A 23,069-nucleotide genomic window follows, 5' to 3' on the forward strand; every position below is an offset into this window, starting at 1 on the left:
CCTTCTTTATATAACCATCGATGTTGATGCTTGGATCTTGTTCATTAGCGGCATTTAATATATCAATAACAATTGGCTCACCATTTTCTAATTTGCTCGATTCTACTATACTAAAAAACCTTACAATGTTTTTATCGATAATTTTCAACTGATCGTAATAACTTTGACCTCCATCTACTTTTTTCCTTATAACTGAACGATAAGCTTGAATATAGACGATTCCCTTATTATCGCTTTTTTCAACCATTTTATTAATTTCATACCCATCTTTAGTCTTTAAGCGATAAGATATATTTCCGTTTGCTAATTGATATACTTCACTAATTTCGATATCTTTTGGGGCTACAGCAACAACATACCATTGTGTTAAGCCAATATACAGCATGACTAATCCAACACATAGGATGGTTGCAACAACACTTCCCATTATCCATGATAACTTTTTGGATTTATACCACGCTTTTGCGAGTTGTCCAAGCACTTGAGCCTCTTGTTCTTTGTTAATTGGTTGGATAGGCATTATATCTGCCTTCATCATATGAAGCTGCTGGCGACAAGCATCGCACCCGTTAAGATGCTCCTCCACTAATAATTTGCTTGATTCACTGCAACATGAATCTGCGTATAGAGGCAATAAATCTTGAATTACATCACAAGAAACATCTTTCATTGTACGTTTTCCTCCTCTAACTCTTTGACAATCATTCTTTTGGCACGAAAAAAAGTTACTCTTGCCCAGCTTTCTGTTTTGTTAAACAATGAGCTAATTTCTATAAAGGACAGCTCACCAAATATTCTTAATGTAAACACCTCTTTGTAAGGCTCTTTTAACTTATGTAAAATGGCATGTATCTTTAGAGCTGTTTCTTTATGTGCGATAGCCTCTTCCAATGCAAAGACCTGATATCCTCCTTTTTCCTGCTTCTCTTCCCAAGCCAGAAATCGCTTGTGCTTCTTTTGATAAGTGTAAAGCGTGTTTTTGGCAATTTCACATAACCATACTTTCATTCGTGCTCTTCCTTGATAAGAGTCAATATTTTTTAATGCTTTTACAAACGTTTCCTGCGTCACCTCTTCAGCTATACTTTCATTTCCACACATGGAATAAACAAAGCGATATACGTCCTTAAAGTACTGCTCGTATATAAAAGCAAAATCAATCAGTGTCGCTCCTCCTTTCTATTTATAAGACTAAGTAGAGAGGATTTCGTTACAACAAAAATGCAACTAAGAAAAAACGACTCCACCTTCAAAGGTAAGAGTCGTTTTCTTAGTTGTACTATGCAATTGTTAATTATGGTCTCATATGCGGGAACAACAGTACGTCACGAATAGATGCAGAGTCGGTTAATAGCATAACAAGTCGATCAATACCGATTCCTAATCCACCTGTTGGCGGCATACCGTATTCAAGCGCACGCAAGAAATCATCATCCATTTCGTGTGCTTCATCATTACCTTGCTCTTTCTCAGCAAGCTGAGCTTCAAAGCGTTCACGCTGATCAATTGGATCGTTAAGCTCACTAAATGCGTTCGCATGCTCGCGAGCGACAATAAATAGCTCAAAGCGATCGGTAAAGCGTGGATCTTCTTCATTCTTTTTCGCAAGTGGTGAAATTGCTACAGGGTGACCTGTTACAAATGTCGGTTGAATTAATGTATGCTCACAGAACTGTTCAAAGAAAGCATTTACGATATGACCAAATGTCATGTGCGGCTCAACAGGTACATTATGCTGTTTAGCTAGTGCATGTGCTTCTTCATCGCTCATTTGTACGCTGAAATCAACACCTGTAATTTCTTTTACTAGATCAACCATGCTAACTCGACGCCATGGAGGTGTTAAATCAACTTCCATACCTTGGTACTGAATTACGGTTGTGCCTAGAACTTCTTTAGCAATATGAGCAATCATATTTTCTGTTAGAGCCATAATATCTTTGTAGTCCGCATATGCTTCATACAATTCAATCATTGTAAACTCAGGATTATGTCTTGTTGACATTCCTTCATTACGGTATACTCGTCCAATTTCGTATACTTTTTCAAGTCCGCCGACAATCAAACGTTTTAGATGCAGCTCGATTGCGATACGCATATATAACTGCATATCTAGTGCATTATGATGAGTAATAAAAGGACGAGCCGCTGCTCCCCCTGCAATGGCATGCAAAGTTGGAGTTTCAACCTCTAAATAACCTAAGCTGTCCAAATAACGACGCATTGACTGAATAATTTTAGAGCGCAAAATAAATGTTTGTTGAACTTCAGGATTGACGATCAAATCAACATAACGTTGACGATAGCGAAGTTCTACATCCTTCAAACCATGATGTTTATCAGGAAGCGGCAGCAATGATTTTGATAATACTGCTAGCTCCTTAACTTTTACAGATACTTCACCTGTATTCGTTTTAAACACTTTACCTTTTACGCCTACAATATCACCAATATCAAGCATCTCGAACGCAGCAAATTGGTTAGCCTCAACTGTATCCTTGCGTACATAAATTTGAATACGACCGCTTAAATCTTGAATATGGGCAAAGATTGCTTTACCCATACCGCGTCTAGTCATAATTCGACCTGCTAAGCTAACCTCTACACCCATTTCTTCAAGTGTAGGCTTGTCCACATCAGCATATGCTTTCAGCAGCTCTTCCGCATTATTCGAACGCTCAAATTTACTTCCGAACGGATCTATCCCAAGTTCCTTTAAGGAATCTAGTTTATCCCGACGAATTTGCAGCAGTTCGCTTAGTTCTTGTGCATTTTCTTGTACATTGTTATCATGTTCCAAAATTCTCATCTCCTTGAATCTTGCGATAAACGCTCAAAAAGCTTCCTTAGGGAAGCTTTCTCTTGTAATCATTATACCTTATTTTTTAATATCTACAATTTTATATTGAATAGTGCCTGCTGGAACGTTAACTTCAACGATTGTATCTTTTTTCTGACCTAAAATAGCTTTACCTAGAGGGCTTTCATTGGAAATTTTGTTTTCAAACGGATTTGATTCAGCTGTTCCAACAATCGTGTAATCTACACGATCCCCAAACTCTAGGTCTTCTACGGTTACTGTACAGCCTACACTGACAGTATCCACATCAATCTCGTCGTTATTAATGATTCTTGCGTTACGTAACATTTTTTCTAGCTGAATAATACGACCTTCGATAAATGCCTGTTCGTTTTTAGCATCTTCGTACTCAGAGTTTTCGCTAATATCTCCGTAGCCAATTGCAATTTTTATACGCTCTGCTACTTCACGACGCTTGACAGACTTTAGGTTTTCTAATTCTTCTTCATACTTTTTCAAACCATCTTGAGTAAGAATTGTTTCCTTATCATTCATCTTTCCAAGTCCCCTAACATGTGACTTATTTTCATACCAAGTATGAATTCACTTTTAATTAATATATTACGGAAATTTGTTAACATGCCGACTGAAATGTATACGCTATTACGATTTATATTGCAAGATTATATTGCATACGAGAAGGAAATGTCAATGCGGTGGTTTAAAAACTATAAAATATCCGCGATTGCCCTTATACTCTTGTACCTGTTAAGCTGTCGACTGCTGTTTCTGCACATTTAAGGAGCTAACATATCTTTGCAATATCTCAACAAGCGCATCGCGACTTGTTTCTTCCTTAATTTGATCCTTAATTCGCGCCGAACCTGGAAGCCCTTTGAGATACCATGCCAGATGCTTTCTCATTTCTCGCACAGCAATGCGCTCATTACGTAAAGCGATAAGACGATCCATATGCAGCACAGCTACCTCAATCTTCTCCTCAGGAGTAGGTTCCGGGGGAAGTTTACCGTTAGTTAAATATTCGATAGTACGGTAAAGCATCCAAGGATTTCCTAGCGCAGCACGACCAATCATTACGCCATCGACTCCTGTTTCATCGAGCATACGGCGCGCATCCTCGGGCTCAAACACATCCCCATTCCCGATAACTGGAATTGAAACAGCCTGCTTTACCTGTCTAATGACACTCCAGTCTGCCTTACCGGTATATTGTTGCTCGCGAGTACGCCCATGCACACTTACGGCACTACCACCGGCCCGCTCCACCGCTAAAGCATTTTCTATAGCGTAAATATGCTCGGAATCCCAGCCAATTCTCATTTTTACTGTTACCGGCTTTTCAACGGCATCTACGACAGCTGCCACCATCTCATATATTTTATTAGGATCGAGCAACCAGCGTGCACCAGCATCACAACTTGTTACTTTAGGAACAGGGCAACCCATATTAATATCGATAATATCAGCATTCGTTTGTTTATCAACAATCTTAGCTGCTTCCACTAACGAACTTCGATCCCCGCCAACAATTTGCAGACTTAACGGTTTTTCTCGTTCATCGACATATAACATTTCCATCGTACGCTCGTTCCCGTGCAAGATGGCTTTATCGCTGACCATCTCAGCGCATACTAGCCCCGCTCCAAATTCTTTAGCAATTAATCGAAAGGCAGGATTGCATACTCCTGCCATTGGGGCAAGCACAACCTGATTTTTCATTTCAATCGGACCGATTTTCAGCATGCATCTCACTCCTCTCTTGTTAATACCAACTCCTCATAACTAATTCCTAATGTATCAGCAATTTTCTTTAATAATTTATCATCCTGCTTTCTCGTGCCACGCTCAAGCGATCCAAGCACAGCAACAGAGATCCCTAATTCCTTTGCTAGCTCTATTTGTGTATAGCCCTTTAGTTTACGAAATGCTCGAACTCGCTGGGCCAACTGATCGTTTTCCATAACGTAATGCCTTCCTTTCTCAATTTCAACGCTTCCTCAGCAATTGGCTGTACCTGTGGATACAACGGATGCTCTGCCTCGAGCACGTCAAAAAGTGGTACAAGCACAAAGGCTCGCTCCATCATTCTTGGGTGGGGCAATGTTAAAAACTGAGTTTGCACAGTATGTTGACCATACAATAATAAATCTAAATCTATCGTACGAGGTCCCCAACGTATATCTCGAACTCTGCCAAGCTTCTGCTCAATTAGAAGCTGTTGCTGCAACAGCTGCTCTGGAGTAAGCGTTGTTGTCACCTGAATCACCATATTAAGAAACGCATCCTGATCTGTATAGCCGACAGGATCTGTTTCATATATAGCTGATATCGCCTTAACTGTAATATCCGAATGAGCGTGAAGAGCCGCAATTGCTCGTAGCAATGTTTGCTCTCGATCACCCATATTGGAACCAAGTGCGATATAAGCGATCTGCTCATTGACCTTCTTATACATATTCGGCTCGCTTTCTCTTCATTTCAATTGTTACCCCTTCGAATTGCACATCAAACGGTGGATGCGGTTTAGTAACACGAACGGTAACTTCATTCACCATAGTATAAGTCTCTAGTATGCTCGATGCAAGATGAGCAGTTAATGCTTCTATTAGCTTAAAAGGGGTGCCCTCCATAATGCCTTTTACATACGCATGCAATGCTGAATAATCAAGTGCATACTGTAAATCATCTGTTTTTGCAGCCTGCTTCATATCCATAACAAGTTCTAAATCAACAAAAAAGATTTGACCTAAACGATTTTCTTCCGGATAAACTCCGTGATACCCGTAAAATCGCATCCCTTTCAATATCATCTTATCCATATGCTATTGCTCCTTTTTAAGTACACGTTGCTGTACAATTGCATCAGCTAACATTGCCGCCTTTTTCATCGCTGAAACATCATGCACCCGCACAATTTGACATCCTTGCAAAATTCCGACAATATTCGACGCTAATGTTCCTTCACCCGCTTCAGAAGCTTCCACCTGAAGTGTATCACGAATAAATTTCTTGCGAGATGTTCCTAGCAAAACAGGGTACCCAAGCTCCACAATTTCCTCTAAATGAGCATGCACCATTAAATTCTGCTCATAGTTTTTAGCAAAGCCAATTCCAGGGTCTAGCCAAATGTTTTCATCCGGAACCCCTGCAGCTAACGCCTCAGCAACGCTTTGCTTCAAATCTGAAATTACATCAGCTACAACATCTTGATATACAGCCTCACGTCGATTATGGCTTATAATTACTGGGCATCCAAAGCGTGCAGCTACTTCTGCCATTAAGCCATCATATTTAAGGCACCAAACATCATTAATAATATGTGCTCCTGCTTCAAGCGCAGCCGCTGCCGTTTGTGACTTATATGTATCAATCGACAATGGCATATGCGGAAAATGTTGTTTTATCGCTTCAATAACAGGGATAACACGGGAAAGCTCTTCTTCTACAGATATTGGTGTAAAGCCAGGTCTTGTTGATTCACCACCAATATCAATAATATCCGCGCCTTCCTCTATAAGCTGCTCCGCATGCTGCAGCGCCTTATCAATCGAATTATACTTACCGCCATCTGAAAAGGAATCTGGCGTAACATTTAATATTCCCATAATTAAAGTACGCTCTCCGAGCCGCAAACTGGCATGTTCGTTAAACGTGTAGCTTCTTTTATATGGTTGCTTCAAATTTGACACCTCGACTTTTTACGACAAATTTCTTCATTATATATTATATAAATAGATTAATTTACGGTTGCCCTACGATAGGCTGCAGCTAATTGACTAGTAACTGGTCCAGCTTCACCTTGAGAAATAAGTTTCCGTGTTCCATCCCAGTTTACTAGAGTAGTAATTGGCACAAGCTCCTGTATTGAATTGGTAATCCATATCTCTGAACTTTCTGTCAGCATCTCAAAACGATAAAAGCCCTGCTCAACAGTGAAGCCAAGCTGCTCGGCTAATTCAATGACAAACTGTCTTGTAATGCCTGGCAATATTCCTGTATCAAGATGAGGTGTATAGATTTGATCATTATGCACAAAAAATAAATTACTTACAATCCCCTCTGCGAGATACTCTTGTCCATTTAACATTAAGCCTTCTGCACCAGCAATTGTACGCTCACCCATAGAAAGCAATTCTCGCTTTGCCAATATATTATTCATATAATGTAATGATTTAAAACGGTAGCTACCTTCTGGGGTATTGCGCTTAGTCGTAAGAAGCTGCAATGCTTTACCTTGTTTCCAAGCTTCCAGCGTTGGACTAGCTATGCTTTTCACCATAATCACTATCGTTGGCTGCTCATAGTTGGCAGTCGGTAAACCTAACTCACCCGTTCCACCGCTTACAGTTAACCGCACATAAGCCTCGCTCAGTTGATTAAGCATTAGTAACTTGCTGACAATCTGCTGTACTTCACTCGCACTCAGTACTAGTTTTATTCCTAACTGTTCACAGCTCTCTGCCAGACGCTCCATATGGCGTTCTAATAAAAAGCATTTCCCGCCGTAAGTGCGAAATGTTTCAAACAAACCTAACCCGTATAAAAAGCCATGGTCATACACGGAGACCATGGCTTGTTCAGAATTCATCATTTGTCCATTAACATAAATGATACTCATCATTGTTCACCGTCTTATGCATTCACAGCGCGCATTTGCAAAAAGTTTTCTAACATTTTTAAGCCATGCTCAGTAATGATCGACTCAGGGTGGAATTGTAAGCCTTCAATCGGATACTCCTTATGACGTAGGCCCATAATTTCCCCTTCTTCTGTTTCTGCAGTAATTTCTAAACAATCTGGTAATGTTTCACGACGAACAATTAATGAATGATAACGCGTAGCTGTAAAAGGTGAAGGCAAGCCAGCAAATAAAGACTTTCCATCATGATGAATCAACGATGTTTTACCGTGCATAAGCTGCTCAGCACGTACCACTTCGCCGCCAAATGCTTGACCGATCGATTGATGCCCAAGACAAATACCGATAATCGGTATCTTCCCTTTAAAGTGATGAATGGTTTCTAAGCTAATTCCTGCTTCATTAGGGGAACATGGACCTGGAGAAATCATTATATGATCTGGTGCCAACTCCTCAATTCCAGCCATATCAATTTCATCATTGCGCTTAACGACAATCTCTTGTCCTAATTGACCTAAATATTGAACTAAATTGTAAGTAAATGAATCATAATTATCGATTACAAGTATCATCAGAACTCCTCCTCTACATTTTAAACGCGATTTTTTTCAATTTCACTGTATTGAATGGCTTTCCATAGAGCTTTCGCTTTGTTGAGTGATTCATAATATTCACGTTCAGGATCAGAATCAATTACAATTCCAGCTCCTGCTTGAATATGTACCTCACCATCAGCTACTACCATTGTACGAATAATTATATTAAATTCCATATCGCCATTATAATCAATCCAGCCAATCGAACCCGTATATGGTCCACGACGAACAGGCTCCAGCTCCTCAATAATTTCCATCGTTCTTATTTTAGGAGCGCCAGTTATCGTACCGCCAGGAAATGTTGCAGCAATGACATCATAATTGTCTTTACCGTTTGCTAGTTGTCCTTCAACTTGTGATACGAGATGCATCACATGGGAATAGCGCTCAATCACCATTAACTCAGAAACTTTTACTGTACCGTATGCAGACACACGACCAAGATCATTGCGCTCTAGATCAACTAGCATAATATGCTCAGCTATTTCCTTTTCACTGCTTAACAATTCATTTACAAATTGTTCTTCCTCCTCAGCCGTTCGTCCACGACGACGAGTGCCTGCGATCGGTCTTGTCGCTAACCTTCCGCTCACTTGCTCAACAAGCAGCTCAGGTGAAGCAGAAACAAGCTGAAACTTAGGAGTCGAAATAAAGCCCATATATGGAGAAGGATTAAATATCCTTAACCATTCGTACAATTCCGCCGGGCTTACGGAAAGCGACTTGCTTTGGCGCAAAGATAGATTAACTTGAAATACATCTCCAGCAGCGATATATTCCTTAATCCGTTCCACGGCTCTCATAAACGCTTGTTTATTAAAAGGTGAACGTAAGTCTTGCAATTGCTCAATATCAATATGCAGACTCTCACTATCAATAATCCCTTGCTTATAGGCTCGTTCTTGCTCAGCAAGCATTCTTTGCTCTTCCCCTTCAAACCATGTTAACCAGTAATCAAGCATACTACTGGCATGCCCAGCCGCTCGCTCATAACAAGCCTTTAACTGCTCCTCTGTCCAGCTTGCTTCAATTGGGCGATGATAAACACAATAAACAGCCTGCTCTTCATGATCTAGTACCCAGACTTCATTCATACGCATAAACAAATAATCAGGAACTGATAAATCACGCGCAGCAAACTCTGGCAACCGTTCAATCGTACGTATCACATCGTAGCCCCAAAAGCCAACACAGCCTCCATTGAATTTTGGCGCTCCATCTACACGCGGACTCCGATATGGCTTCATCCAAGCGCGGACTAAATCAAGCGGCTTGCCCTCTATCGTTTGCCATTCCTGCTCATAATCACTATCCTCAGCATAATGAATAACCTGTGCTTGCTGAGCTGTCCCTTGAATTACACTTTGAGGAGCTAGCCCAAGATAGGTGTATCTGCCAACCTTGCCGCTTTCTAATACAAAAGCATATGGTGAGGCATCTTTCCAAGCCTCTGTCCATGTTGCAACATAGCCATAATCCTTAAATTCAAGCTCAATCCTTGTTATATAAGGGAGTATGGTATAGCATCCTTCCTGATGCCACTTTTTCCAATTTTCCCAAGACGTCAGTATCATCGCAATCCTCCGATCACACTACTTTCGCCTAGTATACAAAACTGCTTGAAAAAAATAAAGATGAATACATAGAACCTTGCAATTTTTAGCAATAAAAAAGTAGAGGGCCGCCAAATAATAGTTATTGGCATTCCTCTACTTGAATACATAACGGTCTATAAATTAGTTATCAAAATTGAAAAGCGGTGTACTTAGGTAACGTTCACCATTACTTGGAACGATAGCAACAACGCGTTTGCCAGCGCCAAGCTCCTTAGCAACCTTAAGTGCAGCAAAGATAGCAGCACCAGAAGAAATACCGCAAAGAATACCTTCTTCTTTTGCAGCACGGCGAGCAGTTTCAAATGCTTCCTCATTCTCAACTGTAATAACTTTATCATAAATTTCGCGATTCAAAATATCTGGAATAAAGTTTGCACCGATACCTTGGATTTTGTGCGGACCAGGAGCACCGCCAGATAATAATGGCGAAGAAGCTGGCTCAACTGCAACAACTTGAATACCAGGGAATGCTTTTTTCAATACTTCGCCCGCACCAGAAATTGTACCGCCAGTACCAATACCAGCAACAAATGCATCAAGTTTGCCGTCCAAGGAGTTGATTGCTTCAACAATTTCCGGACCAGTAGTTTCACGGTGAATTTTTACGTTAGCTTGGTTTTTAAATTGTTGAGGCATAAAGTAGCCAGGATTTTCTTTAACTAGCTCTTCAGCTTTACGTACTGCACCATTCATACCTTCAGCGCCTGGAGTCAATACAAGGTTAGCACCATAAGCACGTAGCAAGTTGCGACGCTCAATACTCATTGTTTCAGGCATAACTAGAATTGCTTTATAACCTTTTGCAGCAGCTACTAGAGCAAGTCCGATACCTGTATTACCACTAGTTGGTTCTACAATTGTATCACCTGGTTTAATTAGACCTTTTTGTTCAGCATCTTCGATCATGCTAATTGCAATACGATCTTTTACACTTGCACCTGGGTTTTGATATTCTAGCTTAACATAAATTTCTGCACTACCTTCTGGAACTAAACGATTTAAACGAACGAGTGGTGTATCTCCGATAAGTTCAGTAACACTATTAACGATTCTTGGCATGGATATTAATCCTCCTTATTCCGACTAAATTAGTTGGCTTTTATTAATACTATCTTATCAACTTAAAACCTAGTTTGTCAATAAGATTATGCGATCTAATGGCAATGATTGTGTAATTTATTTACGTATTACCGTTACATAATGATTAAGCAGCTCTTGCTTAAACTCTGATAATGAGCCGATTTGCTGCAAAGCTAGCTGCTGCTTGGCCCATGCTCGCTGTTCAGCTTCTGATTTAACAGCTTCTTTTTGCTTGCCAAGAAGTTGAATAATCGCATAACCGTCTGAAACTGCAATCGGCCCAGCGATCGATCCAACCTTTAGCTTTTCTGCTTCAATTAAGATCTCTGCATCATAAAACGGATCGTCACTTTCGATTTCTCCCAAATAACCACCCTGCTCTGCACTATATAGATCTTTTGAATATTGTTTTGCCATAGTTGCAAAATTTGCACCTTGACTAATTTTATCTATCACTTCATTAGCTTGCTCATAAGTATCCGTTAATATCCAGTTAAGTGTATATATGCTTTTCGGTTCACTCGCATGATTTTTTAAAAATTCCGTAATACTTTCTTCACTTACTTCAATATCGTGTGTCGCAATTTTGATAAGTAATGCATCGTCTTCTATCTCCGTCATCACTCGTTTATGCGACATTCCAAACTGCTGCTTCATCATTTCAAAATACTGTTCTTCACTCTCATAGCCGTCAGTTGCTTCGGCAAGTGCTTGGCTCAATTCATCAGCAGATAATGTTATCCCTTTTTCATCTGCTGCCATACGAATTGCTTCATGTATAAGCATCTGCTCTAACATTTGGTCGCCGTACAGCTCGAGCATCTCATCAACAAGCTGTTGACGATATATTTCCTTATCGGCAATAATTGCGATAACTTCATCCTCTTGATGTTTATCGCCCTGTAGTTGATTCGTATCGCTGTTTTTATTATTTGCAGCCAAATACGGAATATAATAAACCATTACAACGACGGCAAGCGCAGTCATCCCAATTGCTTGAACAATAACGGCCAGCTTTAACCAATCGTATTTTTTCATTCTAGGTCAAATCCTTAATTAAAGTGTTGCTTGATCACGTAATTGTTCTAATTCTGCTTGATCAAAGTGGTATTTTTCATTGCAATAGTGACAAACTAATTCAGCTTGACCATCCTGATCAATGATCGACTGCAATTCTTCTTTACCTATACTAAGAAGAACAGCACTAACCCGCTCTTTATTGCATTTACATTGAAAGCGCGGCTCGATTTGTTCATGAATGACATAATTATCACCAACTAGCCACTGAATAATTCCTTCAGGTGTTTCTCCTTGATCTAATAGGCTTGTTACCGGCGGTAATGCAGCAACTGCAGCTTCTAGCCGATCAAGATCTTCATCGCTTAAGCCGGGCAATACTTGTACAATAATTCCACCTGCATGCAAAACAGAGTTATCGACATCAACAAGTACACCTACACCTACAGCAGACGGAGTTTGCTCAGACACTGTAAAATAATAAGTAAAATCCTCTCCAAGCTCTCCTGAAATTATCGGTACGTTACCGCGATATGGCTCTTTCAACCCTAGATCCTTTGTTACATAGATATTTCCGGAAGTACCCACAGCACCAGCAACATCAAGCTTACCATGCTCATTACTAGCATGATGAACGCGCGGATGATCGACATAGCCTCTTAGCTCTCCTGCAGCATTAGCGTCGACTACGATTTGACCAATTGGGCCATCACCTTTAACTTGAATTGTTAATCGTTCATTGCCTTTAAGCATAGCTCCCATCATTGCAGCAACAGCGGTAGTACGTCCTAAAGCTGCTGTTGCTGTAGGGAACATATCATGACGCTTGCGCATTTCTTCAACAATATTTGTAATACGTGTAGCAAACACACGCAATTTACCATCCCATGCAGTGCCTCGCACTAATACATCTTTCTCAGCCATTTCATCACTCCTGATTTCGTTCATATATAATGCGTAAACCCTCAAGTGTAAGCATTGGGTCTACTTCTTCAATTGTTTCCGATTCCGAATAAATTAAGTCTGCTAACCCTCCTGTAGCAATTACACGCGGTTGAACTTGCAGCTCTTTTTTTATTCGGTTGACTATTCCATCAACCTGTCCAACATATCCATAAATAATGCCTGCTTGCATAGAGGCAACTGAATTTCGACCAACGACGCTTTTCGGTTTTACCAGCTCAATGCGCGGCAGCTTAGCAGCACGCTGATACAGAGCTTCAGTAGAAATTCCGATACCAGGAACAATTGCCCCGCCTAAATAATTTCCATCAGCATCAATATAATCAAATGTAGTGGCAGTGCCAAAATCAACAACAATAAGCGGCGCGCCATATTTCTCAATTGCCGCCACTGAATTAACGATTCTATCTGCGCCTACTTCACGTGGATTCTCATAGCGAATATTTAGTCCAGTTTTAATACCAGGACCAACAACTAGCGGAGCTTTTTTCAAGTATTTTAAGCAAATCTGCTCCAGCAGTCCCATTAATGGAGGGACAACAGAAGAGATAGCAACCCCTTTAATACTGTCTAAGCTTAGACCAGCATATTGAAACAGATTATGAATCATAATGCCATACTCATCCACGGTACCTGAACGATTGGTGCTTATCCGCCAATGATGCAGGAGCTCTTTTCCTTGATATATGCCTAAAACAATATTTGTATTACCGACATCAATTACTAAAATCACGTAGCTGCTCCACCCTTCTTCTCGTTCAAATCTAAGCTAATGTCCAACGACTGAAAAGAGTATGTCAAACCTCCAACAGAAATTACATCTACTCCTGTTGCAGCTTTCTCATAAATGGTGTCTAACGTAATACCGCCAGATGCTTCTACTATAACATGTGGAGATTGTGCTTTAATATACATAACCGCTTCCTTCATTGCACTGCTTGACATGTTATCAAGCATAATAATGTCCGCACCTGCAGCAAGTGCCTCTTGAACTTGCTCCATCGACTCGGTTTCCACCTCAATTTTCATCGTATGAGGAATACGCTGACGCGCTGCTTTTACTGCAGCGGTAATGCCACCAGCACCTTTAATATGATTATCTTTAATCATCACAGCATCATACAAGCCAAAACGATGGTTATGACCTCCGCCAACGCGCACCGCATACTTTTCTAATAATCGATGACCTGGCGTTGTTTTTCTTGTATCGACTAAACGAGTTGGCAAGCCTTGCAAGGCATCAACAAACTGCTTCGTTTTTGTAGCAATCCCCGACATACGCTGCATCAAGTTCAGTGCAAGACGTTCGCCTGTAAGTAAGCTTCGCGTGCTGCCCTCTACCTCGATAATGACAGTACCCTTATCAACAAAATCACCATCGTTCACCAATGCTTTAAATTGCAAAGACTTATCAACGACTTCAAATACTAATGAAGCTACATGAATTCCAGCAATAACTCCTGCCTCTTTCATATGAATAATCGCCTTAGCTTGCGAATCTGCTGGAATAGTTGCCTCCGTTGTAATATCGCCATTTCCGATATCTTCAGCAAGCCAATTGCGAATTTGTGCCTTTAGATCCTCAGCATAACCGCCTGTTGTCCATTCAAACATGTTGAATCCACCCTTCTAATTGCCCTTGATTACGATTCATAATGGTGTGCTTATTCCAGTTTAGATCATCTCGTTCTGGAAAATCCTCACGATAATGACCGCCTCGGCTTTCTTCACGATAAAGCGCTGAGGTCATCGTGAGCAATGCGCATGTCAGCATATTGGCAAACTCAAACTCAGCACGCTCCATTAATTCCGTATCAAAAATTGAGCATTGTCGATTCAACTCCTCTAAACCTCTTAACAGCCCTTCCCGATTACGCTTCAAACCAGCAAAACGAACCATTACCTTTTGCAGCTTAAGCCGACGTTCAACAAAAGGCTGCATAGCATGCGGCTGTCGAGCGCTTTTATACACAATATGCGGAGTATATTCGATAGGCTCTAGTTTTGCAATTCTATCAACAATACGTTTACCAAATACAATTGCCTCTGATAAGGAATTACTAGCTAGACGATTTGCCCCATGGACGCCAGTAGAAGATACCTCACCACAAGCAAAAAGTCGAGAAATATTTGTTTCACCATTTAAATCTGTCTGTACGCCGCCCATTAAATAATGCATAGCTGGCGCAACAGGAATCCAGTCTGTTGTTAAATCTAAGCCATAGTTGAGGCAAGTTTTATAGATTGTTGGAAAACGATGCTTAACTAGTTCTGGTGATTCGTGTGTAATATCGATATAGACGAAGGTCGATTTAGTTTCCTCCATTTCACTTACAATCGCACGTGCCACAATATCACGTGGAGCAAGCTCTAGTCTAGCATCATATTTTTCCATAAACCGCTCGCCTTTAATATTACGCAAAATTGCACCTTCACCACGCACTGCTTCAGAAATTAAAAAGCGTGGCGCACCAGGATAACAAAGGGCAGTAGGATGGAACTGCACAAACTCCATATCACGAATCGTCGCACCGGCACGATAAGCCATTGCCACCCCATCACCTGTTGCTACATCTGGATTTGTTGTATAGCGATAAAGCTGCCCTGCTCCACCTGAGCATAACACAGTCGCTTTTCCACGAAGAAACAACCGTTCACCGTTATCCTTTTGAACGATAGCTCCATAGCAAACATTGTTTTCTGTTACAAGATCGATAATAAAGTGATTGTCCCATACTTCAATAGCTGGTGAAGCAATTGCTCTTTCTGATAGAGCACGAACAATTTCATATCCTGTCGCATCACCATTTGCATGCAAAATTCGACGCTGACTATGTGCACCTTCTTTTGTTAAAGCATACTCGCCATTTTCAATATCAAAATGCGTCCCAAGCTGAATAAGATGCTCTACACCCATTGGACCTTCATGCACAAGCACATTAACAGCCTCAACATCACATAATCCTGCGCCGGCAATTAATGTATCTTGTAAGTGATATTCCGGCGAATCATCCTCAGAAATTACCGCAGCAATGCCCCCCTGTGCATAGCGTGTATTGCTATCAAGCAATGATTTTTTTGTCACCAGAACTACCTTTGACGTTTCGCTAGCGCGCAATGCGGTAAATAAGCCTGCTATACCTGCGCCGATCACAATAACATCAGTGTCGACAATCGGCATTTTCTGTAGATCAATATCAACTAAATATTTAGGTATCACTGTAGTACCCTCCGTCAATTCCCTTCATAATAGGAATAACGCATGCTACTATTTAACTAGTAGCATGCGCTCCAATGATTGACGTGCCTGGTCAGCAATATGAGGCGGCACGTAAATTTGAGGCTGCATCGTTTCTAAACATTTCACCAGCTTTTTCAGGTTATTCACTTTCATATTTGGACAAACAAGATATTTCGATGCAAAATGGAATTTTTTATTAGGACTGTCTAAACGAAGCTGGTATCCTGTACCGTCCTCTGTACCAACAATGAACTCCTGACATGGTGATTCCTTACAATATTTAATAATTGCTGTTGTACTTCCTACAAAGTCACCTAATGCCACGACTTCAGGTCGGCACTCAGGATGAACAACAAACTGTGCATTTGGATACTGTGCTTTCATTTCTTCAACATCTTTAACAGTTAACATATCATGCGTATTGCAATAGCCTTCCCATATAATCATCTTTTTGTCGGTATGCTGTTGTACATAATGACCAAGATTTTTATCAGGAACCCAAATCACTTCGTCGCTTTCTACGGAATTAACGACTTTAACTGCATTGGCAGACGTACAGCAAATATCTGTCTCTGCTTTAATCTCTGCTGAAGAATTGATATATGTCACAACTGTGGCATTCGGATGCTGTGCTTTCAGCTTACGTAAGCCTTCTACATTCACCATATCTGCCATTGGACAGCCTGCGCGTTCATCTGGAATAATTACTGTTTTGTTAGGTGCTAATATTTTTGCACTCTCTCCCATAAAATGAACACCGCAAAATACAATGGTATCAGCATCCGTTTGTGCAGCTTTCTGCGCAAGCAAGAAGGAATCTCCTCTAAAATCTGCTACCTCTTGAATTTCATCGCGCTGATAATAATGAGCTAGAATAATTGCATTGCGCTCTTTTTTTAATTCCATCAAGCGTTCACGCAATAGGCGGTTTTGTTCCTGCTTGCGTTCAAGCGCCAAAGTTTCCACAATAATCCTCTCCTTAAGAATGCGTTAGTAAAGCACTTCCATGAGTAGCAACTTTGTGAAATCATGCACTTACTTTTCTAGTCGCTACCAAAGCTTTTAAAAGTTTGTGAACAATTGCAAATGATTCAAGATTTAATTTACATGTGTTACCGCTTCATGTCAATGGAATTGAGCGCAAATGTTCATCAATGTTTAAGAAAAAAATGTAATTAAAAATAAATAGGCTGTATTGCAAGCTCAATATGCTAACAATACAGCCTATCCTAATTTTTTCGGTTAGCGTCTAACTACTTAATGGTGTTATTCTTTCTTGTCGTCATTGTTAGACGGTTGCTCTTCAACAATGCCTTGCTGCTTCTCTGATTCATCTTGCTCACGCTTCTGAATCCGTACTTTTACATCGCCAATTTCATCGACAATTGGCTCAGTCGTTGTAACTTCAGCTACATTTGTCGCTTCTTTATTAGCGCTACTGCTTGATCCGTTATTACTTTTATTACCACCAGAGAATGGCTCAGGCAGTTCGCCTGTAGTAATTAACGATTTAATTTGCTCAAGCTCAAGTGTTTCCACTTCAAGCAAAGTATTTGCAATAAGGTGCATTTCCTTGCTTTTCTCTAGTAGCAACTTTTTCGTACGTTCATAGCAGCTATTAATAATTGATTGCATTTCTTGGTCAATTTCGTAAGCGATTTGATCAGAGTAGTTTTGCTCATGACCTAAGTCACGACCTAAAAATACTTGACCTTGCGAATTACCAAACTGCATTGGTCCAAGACGGTCGCTCATACCATATTCGGTAATCATGCTGCGAACAATAGCTGTTGCTTGTTTAAAGTCACTGTATGCACCTGTACCGATTTCACCAATAAATAGCTCTTCGGCAACACGACCTGCTAGCAAACCACAAACGCGGTCAAGCAGTTCATTTTTCGTTACAAGCATACGGTCTTCTTTAGGTAGCATAATCACATAACCACCAGCACGTCCACGCGGAATAATCGTTACCTTGTGAACTTGATCGGCATGTTCCATGAAAAATCCAGCTACAGTATGACCAGCTTCGTGATAAGCAACGATACGTTTCTCACGCTCACTGATCACGCGGCTTTTCTTCTCTGTACCTACGATAACACGGTCAATCGCATCATCAATATCAACCATATTGATTTCTTTTTTATTGCGGCGTGCTGCAAGTAGAGCCGCCTCATTCAATAGGTTTTCAAGGTCAGCGCCACTAAAACCTGTTGTACGTTTTGCAATTACATCAAGTTTTACGTCACTTGTTAGCGGCTTATTGCGTGCATGCACTTTAAGTACCGCTTCACGACCTTTCACGTCTGGACGATCTACCGTAATTTGACGGTCAAAACGCCCCGGGCGAAGTAAGGCTGGGTCAAGAATATCTGCTCGGTTCGTTGCAGCGATAATAATAATTCCTTCGTTTGCTCCGAAACCGTCCATTTCAACAAGCATTTGGTTCAATGTTTGTTCACGTTCATCGTGACCGCCGCCAAGACCTGCACCACGTTGACGACCAACAGCGTCAATCTCGTCAATAAATATAATACATGGCGCATTTTTCTTTGCATTTTCAAACAGGTCACGAACACGAGAAGCACCGACACCAACAAACATTTCTACGAAGTCAGAACCGGAAATACTAAAGAACGGTACGCCTGCTTCACCAGCAACAGCTCGTGCTAGCAATGTTTTACCTGTTCCCGGAGGACCAACTAACAGCACGCCTTTTGGAATACGTGCCCCTACCATATTAAACTTGCGCGGGTCCTTCAAAAATTCAACAACTTCGACTAACTCTTGCTTTTCCTCATCGCAACCAGCAACATCCTGGAATGTTACGCGTTTTTTCTCCTCATTGTATAGCTTGGCTCGACTTTTACCAAAGTTCATAACTTTACCGCCGCCACCTTGAGCTTGATTCATGAGGAAGAAGAATAAGATAATCATCAACACGAACGGAATTATCGTAATTAGGAAATTCGTCCAGAATCCTGCTGTCTTCATCTTTTCATACTTTAATGTAAAATTATACTGCTGCCTTAACTGCTCAAATTGATCTGGTGCATTTACCCCAGCTCGCGAAGTAAAGTTTTGACTACTGCCATCAGCAGGAGCATCCTTATACTTACCAGTTACTAAATAGGACTCATCCTCATACTTTAAAGTAATTTCTCCTACCTTACCAGATTCGATCGCTGTAATCAGCTCATCAAATCTTATAGGTTTAGATGAATCACTTGAATTATTGATGTAGTTATAAATCCCTATCGTAACTAAAAAAATGATTAAATAATAACCTGTATTACGGATGAACCGTTTCATCCCCTACCTCCTCTCAGACGCTTAAAATATTTTACCATAGCATGACTTTCCATCACAATAGAGGTTGCTCGGAGACTACATGCGTGGTTAAGAATAGATTTCCGGTTTTAAAACACCAATAAACGGAAGGTTACGATATTTTTCTGCATAATCAAGACCATAGCCAACAACAAATTCATCTGGAAGCGTATAGCCTTTGTAATGCGGCTGTAAATCTACCGTACGACGAGCAGGCTTGTCAAACAATGTAGCAATCGTTACGGAAGCTGCATTGCGATGCTCTAATACATCAACTAGGTAACTCAAAGTCAAGCCGCTATCAATAATATCTTCTACAATTAGGACATGACGACCTTCAACCGAGACATCCAAATCTTTAATAATTTTTACAACGCCAGAAGATTTCGTTGATTGCCCATAGCTCGAAACAGCCATAAAGTCAATTTCCAATGGAATTTTAATTTCTTTTACAAGATCTGCCATAAAAATAAAGGCACCTTTAAGAATACAAATTACAAGCGGATTGCGATCTGCGAAATCCTTTGTAAGCTGCTCTCCCAGCTCCTTAACCTTAAGTGCAATGTCTTCTTCGCTATATAGTACTTTCTCAATATCGTTTAACAACTGTGATCCCCCTACACTAAACTATGTTATGTTCATAAACGTGCTTCATTCCAATTCATCGCTTTCAGATGACCAGTACCGATCACATTTAAGATGTAGTAACCATTTTGAATTTTCGTTAACAAGTCCAAACAATGAGCGGCGAATACCTGGCAACCATAAAATCTCACCAGATCCATCAGCAATAATAGGATAATGATCACGCTTTGCTGCTGCAATTTTAGCATCCACGAACATATCTTGCACTTTTTTTGAGCCCTTTAATCCTAAAACTTGCATGCGATCTCCATTAATTCGCTTGCGGATCACTAGTGGCATCGTAAGTGCATCAATATCAAATACAGCTTCGTACTTAGAACGCAGCTGTGGCTGCTCATTTTTGTCAACTAGACAAGCTCGAATAAGCCAATCTCCATATTGCAGCTCGCACGGCAACTGCTCTTGATATAGAAGTAATGGCGTTATCACAGAGCCTGCATTTTCATAATCCTTAATATGTACAAATCGTAATTGTTCATATTCGCGAACACAGATTAAACCTGCACCAATATCCATTCTGCCTACACTTTTAGTGTCTAGTCGCGCCACTGTTCTTATTCGTTCAACACCTTCAAATGACACAACATCTTCATCTTGCGACAGATAACTTAATATTAGTTTAATAAGTCTCCTTTGTAAAGCAATCGGCTCGGCGTTTAACTGCTTGCAACGAATAATATAACTATTTCCATCCCTGGAAACAATTTTATTGAAACGCTGCTCGCATTGCTCCTGTAGCCACGCTTCATCCTCTCCTGCTATTTCCGCCAATCGGCAGAGAGAAGTAACAAGCTGAGGATTAAAGCGTTCGAGTTGAGGGATAATATCCATTCTAAGCGCATTTCTTTGATAATGTCTGCTCTTATTGCTGCTATCCTCTAGAAACGGAACCGCTTGCTGTTGACAGTATGCTAATAGTTCATTCTTTCTCATACGTAGCAAAGGGCGAATTAGTTCCACGTTTTTTTCATTCCGCATTCGTACAATTCCTTTAAGTCCATTCAGCCCTGTACCACGCAAAACATGCATAAGAATGGTTTCCGCCTGATCATCCGCATGATGCGCCAGCGCTATTGCGCTAGCCTTATATTTCGCTGCAACTTCATGAAAAAATTGATATCTTCTTGCACGCGAGGCAGCTTGACTGTTTTCCTTATTGTGCTGAAGATATTCCGGCATATTTAACTCCGCTATTTCTAGCCTAATACCTTGTTTTTTACAGTAGTCTTGCACCAGCTTGGCTTCCGCAGCGGACTCTTCTACACGAAACCCGTGATTAACATGAGCAGCAACTAATGTCAGCTCTGTTGAAGCCAGCACATGATGCATCACGTGCAGCAATGCCATTGAATCAACACCGCCTGACACAGCAACGACAATAGTTGCATTTGTTTTCAATAAACCACTTTCAGCAAGTACTGCCTTTACTTCTTCAACAATCCTCATGCTTCTCACCTTTTATTTTAGTAAGCCAGTATAGTCCAATACATAGAGTGAAGCCGATAATCCGAGCGTAATGATTGAAACAGCAATCAATATTTTTAACCAACGGGGCGTCGCTTTTTGCTTAGTTAACGCATTTTGTTTGTGCGCAAGTCTTCTCCATTCTTCCATTGCTTCCTTACTGCTAGTAAACTTCCCGTTAAATGCTTTTTCTAACCAGCGCGTAAAAGGTTTAAGAGGCGTTGTCTGCTTAACCAGCTCCATCAGCTCTTCATTAGAGCGATTTTGCGGTAATAGTTCTTTCGTCAACTGATGGAGCTTGAACGGAGCAAATAAATGTAAACAGAGCACGGCAAAAGAAAATAGATCATACTGTGGATCGGCTGAGCGGGAGCCGCAATTCCAATAACCTCGATCATAAATTTCCGTAAATTGCTTAACTCCCTTACCGATTTGTGTAGCACCACCAAAATCAATTAGCTCTGTTTCCCCATATTGCCCAACAATAATGTTCTCTAGCTTTAGATCACCAAAAACCCAGCCCGCTTGATGTAATTCTGACAAACAGCGGAGCAAATTAAGTCCCACTATCGGAAACCACTCATTGCCGTGTAATGATAAATATTTAACGATATCTGTTCCTTGTACGTAGCGCATTGTATAAAACGGGATTTCCTTCCCCTGTGGCGTGACCCAATCATCGACATCCTTGAGATAGACTTTCCGCAAACTATTATTTTGCGACAATGCTCTTAACGCATTAATTTCTGACTGCAAATCAACAGTGCTTTGGCCAATTTTCAATGCGTACCATTGCCAATCCTTCGACACTAAAAATACTTTGCCGTTTGCACCTTCACCAAGCAGACGTTCGACTCGATACTGTCCTTTTTTCCATTTGCCTACAATGACACTGCCTTTTTTTATCGGCAAATTAAATGACGTCGTCACCGCGCATCCCTTCCATTTCTCTGTCACGCAACAGCTTGCTCTCTATAAAATGTTCAACCACCTTCATTAGAGCAGGTCCAGTTGGTGTTGTACCACTCATATGCAGCTTAGGAAAGATGGAGTGCACTCCTTTCAAATGTGTTGTCCAGTCCAAATCTAACACGCAATCCTCTTGCTTTGATCCAGGAAAATGAAAAACTGAGATTTCACTTTTACCAGCTCTCGCCTGTAAACTTAACATTAAGTCATGGATCGCTTCCTCTACAGATGCCAGTTTAGGCTTCATACTAGCACTAGCATCAATTAAAAGGGCAACTTGTAAATCACTCGTTTCTGTAAGCTCATCCATTACCTTTACGACTTCTCCTCGCTTCTCAGGTGGCAATGCCTCAATGGAGTCATTACCTAACACTGCTTGCAGCTCTCTTTGAACAGCTAGTTGGATCGTTTGAACAACGGTTTTTCGTGTCATCATTTGAACGGTTTGTGCAAGTTCCTTTGCTTGAACGATTCTGCTAATGCCACCTCCAGCTCTAGCAATCTCATGAATCTCTGAAGCACCGTATTCACCAAGCTCACCATGATCAACAACACCGACAACATTTACTGCGATTCCTTCTGACTTTGCGTGAGCAGCAGCAACGATCGGGCTTACTCCTACGTTTGAACAACCATCTGTAATTAATAGAATTTGCTTCATTGCATTCTCCTCCTTATCCTGCAAACC

Annotated in this window: 24 protein-coding genes (1 of these 24 only partly in view); all 24 read right to left on the reverse strand. The window is 40.8% G+C overall.

Features of this window, described 5'->3' with window-relative positions; all coding sequences use genetic code 11:
- On the reverse strand, positions 1 to 670 hold the 5' portion of the coding sequence (locus AC2TDL_RS08915; RefSeq protein ID WP_484700434.1) for a zf-HC2 domain-containing protein. Its footprint begins 110 nt before the window's first position; the window shows 670 of its 780 coding nt (coding positions 1–670); its start codon is at positions 668 to 670; its stop codon lies off the left edge, out of view.
- The gene (locus tag AC2TDL_RS08920) at positions 667 to 1,164 is read right to left on the reverse strand and encodes an RNA polymerase sigma factor (protein ID WP_484701112.1); all 498 of its coding nucleotides are present in this window, start codon (positions 1,162 to 1,164) and stop codon (positions 667 to 669) included. Before AC2TDL_RS08920 ends, AC2TDL_RS08915 begins: the two co-directional genes overlap by 4 nt.
- A gap of 130 nt (positions 1,165 to 1,294) precedes the next feature.
- Entirely contained in the window at positions 1,295 to 2,800 is a 1,506-nt protein-coding gene (lysS, locus tag AC2TDL_RS08925; protein WP_484700436.1) for a lysine--tRNA ligase, read from the reverse strand.
- A 78-nt stretch (positions 2,801 to 2,878) separates the two neighbouring features.
- Positions 2,879 to 3,355, reverse strand: coding sequence for a transcription elongation factor GreA (gene greA, locus AC2TDL_RS08930; protein WP_484700439.1), 477 nt, complete (start codon positions 3,353 to 3,355; stop codon positions 2,879 to 2,881).
- Between the two features lie 213 nt (positions 3,356 to 3,568).
- Positions 3,569 to 4,564 (reverse strand): tRNA dihydrouridine synthase DusB, encoded by a 996-nt coding sequence (gene dusB / locus AC2TDL_RS08935; protein ID WP_484700442.1) that lies wholly within the window; start codon positions 4,562 to 4,564, stop codon positions 3,569 to 3,571.
- Positions 4,565 to 4,569: 5 nt separating this feature from the next.
- Positions 4,570 to 4,782: a helix-turn-helix domain-containing protein gene (locus tag AC2TDL_RS08940; protein WP_484700444.1), complete on the reverse strand. Its 213-nt coding sequence runs from the start codon at positions 4,780 to 4,782 to the stop codon at positions 4,570 to 4,572.
- A complete protein-coding gene (gene folK / locus AC2TDL_RS08945) occupies positions 4,734 to 5,276 on the reverse strand; it encodes a 2-amino-4-hydroxy-6-hydroxymethyldihydropteridine diphosphokinase (RefSeq protein ID WP_484700446.1) in 543 nt (180 codons plus the stop codon). Before folK ends, AC2TDL_RS08940 begins: the two co-directional genes overlap by 49 nt.
- Positions 5,269 to 5,640 carry a dihydroneopterin aldolase gene (folB, locus tag AC2TDL_RS08950; RefSeq protein ID WP_484700449.1) on the reverse strand — a complete coding sequence of 124 codons (372 nt, stop codon included), beginning with the start codon at positions 5,638 to 5,640 and terminating at the stop codon, positions 5,269 to 5,271. The genes folK and folB overlap by 8 nt, the downstream gene beginning before the upstream one ends.
- 3 nt (positions 5,641 to 5,643) lie before the next feature.
- Complete coding sequence (gene folP / locus AC2TDL_RS08955; protein WP_484700451.1) at positions 5,644 to 6,501, reverse strand: dihydropteroate synthase; 858 nt, start codon at positions 6,499 to 6,501, stop codon at positions 5,644 to 5,646.
- Between the two features lie 56 nt (positions 6,502 to 6,557).
- On the reverse strand, positions 6,558 to 7,442 hold the full coding sequence (gene pabC, locus AC2TDL_RS08960) for an aminodeoxychorismate lyase (RefSeq protein WP_484700453.1): 885 nt from the start codon (positions 7,440 to 7,442) through the stop codon (positions 6,558 to 6,560).
- Positions 7,443 to 7,453: 11 nt separating this feature from the next.
- On the reverse strand, positions 7,454 to 8,032 hold the full coding sequence (gene pabA, locus AC2TDL_RS08965) for an aminodeoxychorismate/anthranilate synthase component II (RefSeq protein WP_484700455.1): 579 nt from the start codon (positions 8,030 to 8,032) through the stop codon (positions 7,454 to 7,456).
- 20 nt (positions 8,033 to 8,052) lie between these two features.
- The gene (locus AC2TDL_RS08970) at positions 8,053 to 9,630 is read right to left on the reverse strand and encodes an anthranilate synthase component I family protein (RefSeq protein WP_484700457.1); all 1,578 of its coding nucleotides are present in this window, start codon (positions 9,628 to 9,630) and stop codon (positions 8,053 to 8,055) included.
- 162 nt (positions 9,631 to 9,792) lie between these two features.
- Complete coding sequence (cysK, locus tag AC2TDL_RS08975) at positions 9,793 to 10,731, reverse strand: cysteine synthase A (protein WP_484700459.1); 939 nt, start codon at positions 10,729 to 10,731, stop codon at positions 9,793 to 9,795.
- 117 nt (positions 10,732 to 10,848) lie between these two features.
- Entirely contained in the window at positions 10,849 to 11,790 is a 942-nt protein-coding gene (locus AC2TDL_RS08980; protein WP_484700461.1) for a peptidylprolyl isomerase, read from the reverse strand.
- 18 nt (positions 11,791 to 11,808) lie between these two features.
- Positions 11,809 to 12,693 carry an Hsp33 family molecular chaperone HslO gene (gene hslO, locus AC2TDL_RS08985; RefSeq protein WP_484700463.1) on the reverse strand — a complete coding sequence of 295 codons (885 nt, stop codon included), beginning with the start codon at positions 12,691 to 12,693 and terminating at the stop codon, positions 11,809 to 11,811.
- Positions 12,694 to 12,697: 4 nt separating this feature from the next.
- Complete coding sequence (locus tag AC2TDL_RS08990; RefSeq protein WP_484700465.1) at positions 12,698 to 13,465, reverse strand: type III pantothenate kinase; 768 nt, start codon at positions 13,463 to 13,465, stop codon at positions 12,698 to 12,700.
- Complete coding sequence (nadC, locus tag AC2TDL_RS08995) at positions 13,462 to 14,346, reverse strand: carboxylating nicotinate-nucleotide diphosphorylase (RefSeq protein WP_484700467.1); 885 nt, start codon at positions 14,344 to 14,346, stop codon at positions 13,462 to 13,464. The genes AC2TDL_RS08990 and nadC overlap by 4 nt, the downstream gene beginning before the upstream one ends.
- A complete protein-coding gene (gene nadB, locus AC2TDL_RS09000) occupies positions 14,339 to 15,952 on the reverse strand; it encodes an L-aspartate oxidase (protein ID WP_484700469.1) in 1,614 nt (537 codons plus the stop codon). Before nadB ends, nadC begins: the two co-directional genes overlap by 8 nt.
- Before the next feature lie 48 nt (positions 15,953 to 16,000).
- Positions 16,001 to 16,939 (reverse strand): quinolinate synthase NadA, encoded by a 939-nt coding sequence (gene nadA / locus AC2TDL_RS09005; protein WP_484700471.1) that lies wholly within the window; start codon positions 16,937 to 16,939, stop codon positions 16,001 to 16,003.
- Between the two features lie 300 nt (positions 16,940 to 17,239).
- Positions 17,240 to 19,285 (reverse strand): ATP-dependent zinc metalloprotease FtsH, encoded by a 2,046-nt coding sequence (ftsH, locus tag AC2TDL_RS09010; RefSeq protein ID WP_484700473.1) that lies wholly within the window; start codon positions 19,283 to 19,285, stop codon positions 17,240 to 17,242.
- Positions 19,286 to 19,372: 87 nt separating this feature from the next.
- Positions 19,373 to 19,909: a hypoxanthine phosphoribosyltransferase gene (gene hpt, locus AC2TDL_RS09015; protein WP_484700475.1), complete on the reverse strand. Its 537-nt coding sequence runs from the start codon at positions 19,907 to 19,909 to the stop codon at positions 19,373 to 19,375.
- Positions 19,910 to 19,954: 45 nt separating this feature from the next.
- Positions 19,955 to 21,394 (reverse strand): tRNA lysidine(34) synthetase TilS, encoded by a 1,440-nt coding sequence (gene tilS, locus AC2TDL_RS09020; protein WP_484700477.1) that lies wholly within the window; start codon positions 21,392 to 21,394, stop codon positions 19,955 to 19,957.
- 12 nt (positions 21,395 to 21,406) lie between these two features.
- On the reverse strand, positions 21,407 to 22,342 hold the full coding sequence (locus tag AC2TDL_RS09025; RefSeq protein WP_484700479.1) for a serine/threonine protein kinase: 936 nt from the start codon (positions 22,340 to 22,342) through the stop codon (positions 21,407 to 21,409).
- Positions 22,326 to 23,042: a vWA domain-containing protein gene (locus AC2TDL_RS09030; protein ID WP_484700481.1), complete on the reverse strand. Its 717-nt coding sequence runs from the start codon at positions 23,040 to 23,042 to the stop codon at positions 22,326 to 22,328. Before AC2TDL_RS09030 ends, AC2TDL_RS09025 begins: the two co-directional genes overlap by 17 nt.
- Between the last annotated feature and the right edge of the window lie 27 nt (positions 23,043 to 23,069).

The sequence above is a fragment of the Paenibacillus sp. plas6 genome (genome assembly GCF_057221655.1).

Coding starts and splice junctions, on each gene's coding strand:
- cysK (WP_484700459.1), bottom strand. CDS start 10,731: ATGCCAAGAATCGTTAATAGTGTTACTGAACTTATCGGAGATACACCA.
- AC2TDL_RS08940 (WP_484700444.1), bottom strand. CDS start 4,782: ATGGAAAACGATCAGTTGGCCCAGCGAGTTCGAGCATTTCGTAAACTA.
- pabA (WP_484700455.1), bottom strand. CDS start 8,032: ATGATACTTGTAATCGATAATTATGATTCATTTACTTACAATTTAGTT.
- ftsH (WP_484700473.1), bottom strand. CDS start 19,285: ATGAAACGGTTCATCCGTAATACAGGTTATTATTTAATCATTTTTTTA.
- hslO (WP_484700463.1), bottom strand. CDS start 12,693: ATGGCTGAGAAAGATGTATTAGTGCGAGGCACTGCATGGGATGGTAAA.
- dusB (WP_484700442.1), bottom strand. CDS start 4,564: ATGCTGAAAATCGGTCCGATTGAAATGAAAAATCAGGTTGTGCTTGCC.
- tilS (WP_484700477.1), bottom strand. CDS start 21,394: ATGAGGATTGTTGAAGAAGTAAAGGCAGTACTTGCTGAAAGTGGTTTA.
- folB (WP_484700449.1), bottom strand. CDS start 5,640: ATGGATAAGATGATATTGAAAGGGATGCGATTTTACGGGTATCACGGA.
- AC2TDL_RS09030 (WP_484700481.1), bottom strand. CDS start 23,042: ATGAAGCAAATTCTATTAATTACAGATGGTTGTTCAAACGTAGGAGTA.
- nadC (WP_484700467.1), bottom strand. CDS start 14,346: ATGTTTGAATGGACAACAGGCGGTTATGCTGAGGATCTAAAGGCACAA.
- folK (WP_484700446.1), bottom strand. CDS start 5,276: ATGTATAAGAAGGTCAATGAGCAGATCGCTTATATCGCACTTGGTTCC.
- AC2TDL_RS08970 (WP_484700457.1), bottom strand. CDS start 9,630: ATGATACTGACGTCTTGGGAAAATTGGAAAAAGTGGCATCAGGAAGGA.
- AC2TDL_RS08980 (WP_484700461.1), bottom strand. CDS start 11,790: ATGAAAAAATACGATTGGTTAAAGCTGGCCGTTATTGTTCAAGCAATT.
- greA (WP_484700439.1), bottom strand. CDS start 3,355: ATGAATGATAAGGAAACAATTCTTACTCAAGATGGTTTGAAAAAGTAT.
- pabC (WP_484700453.1), bottom strand. CDS start 7,442: ATGATGAGTATCATTTATGTTAATGGACAAATGATGAATTCTGAACAA.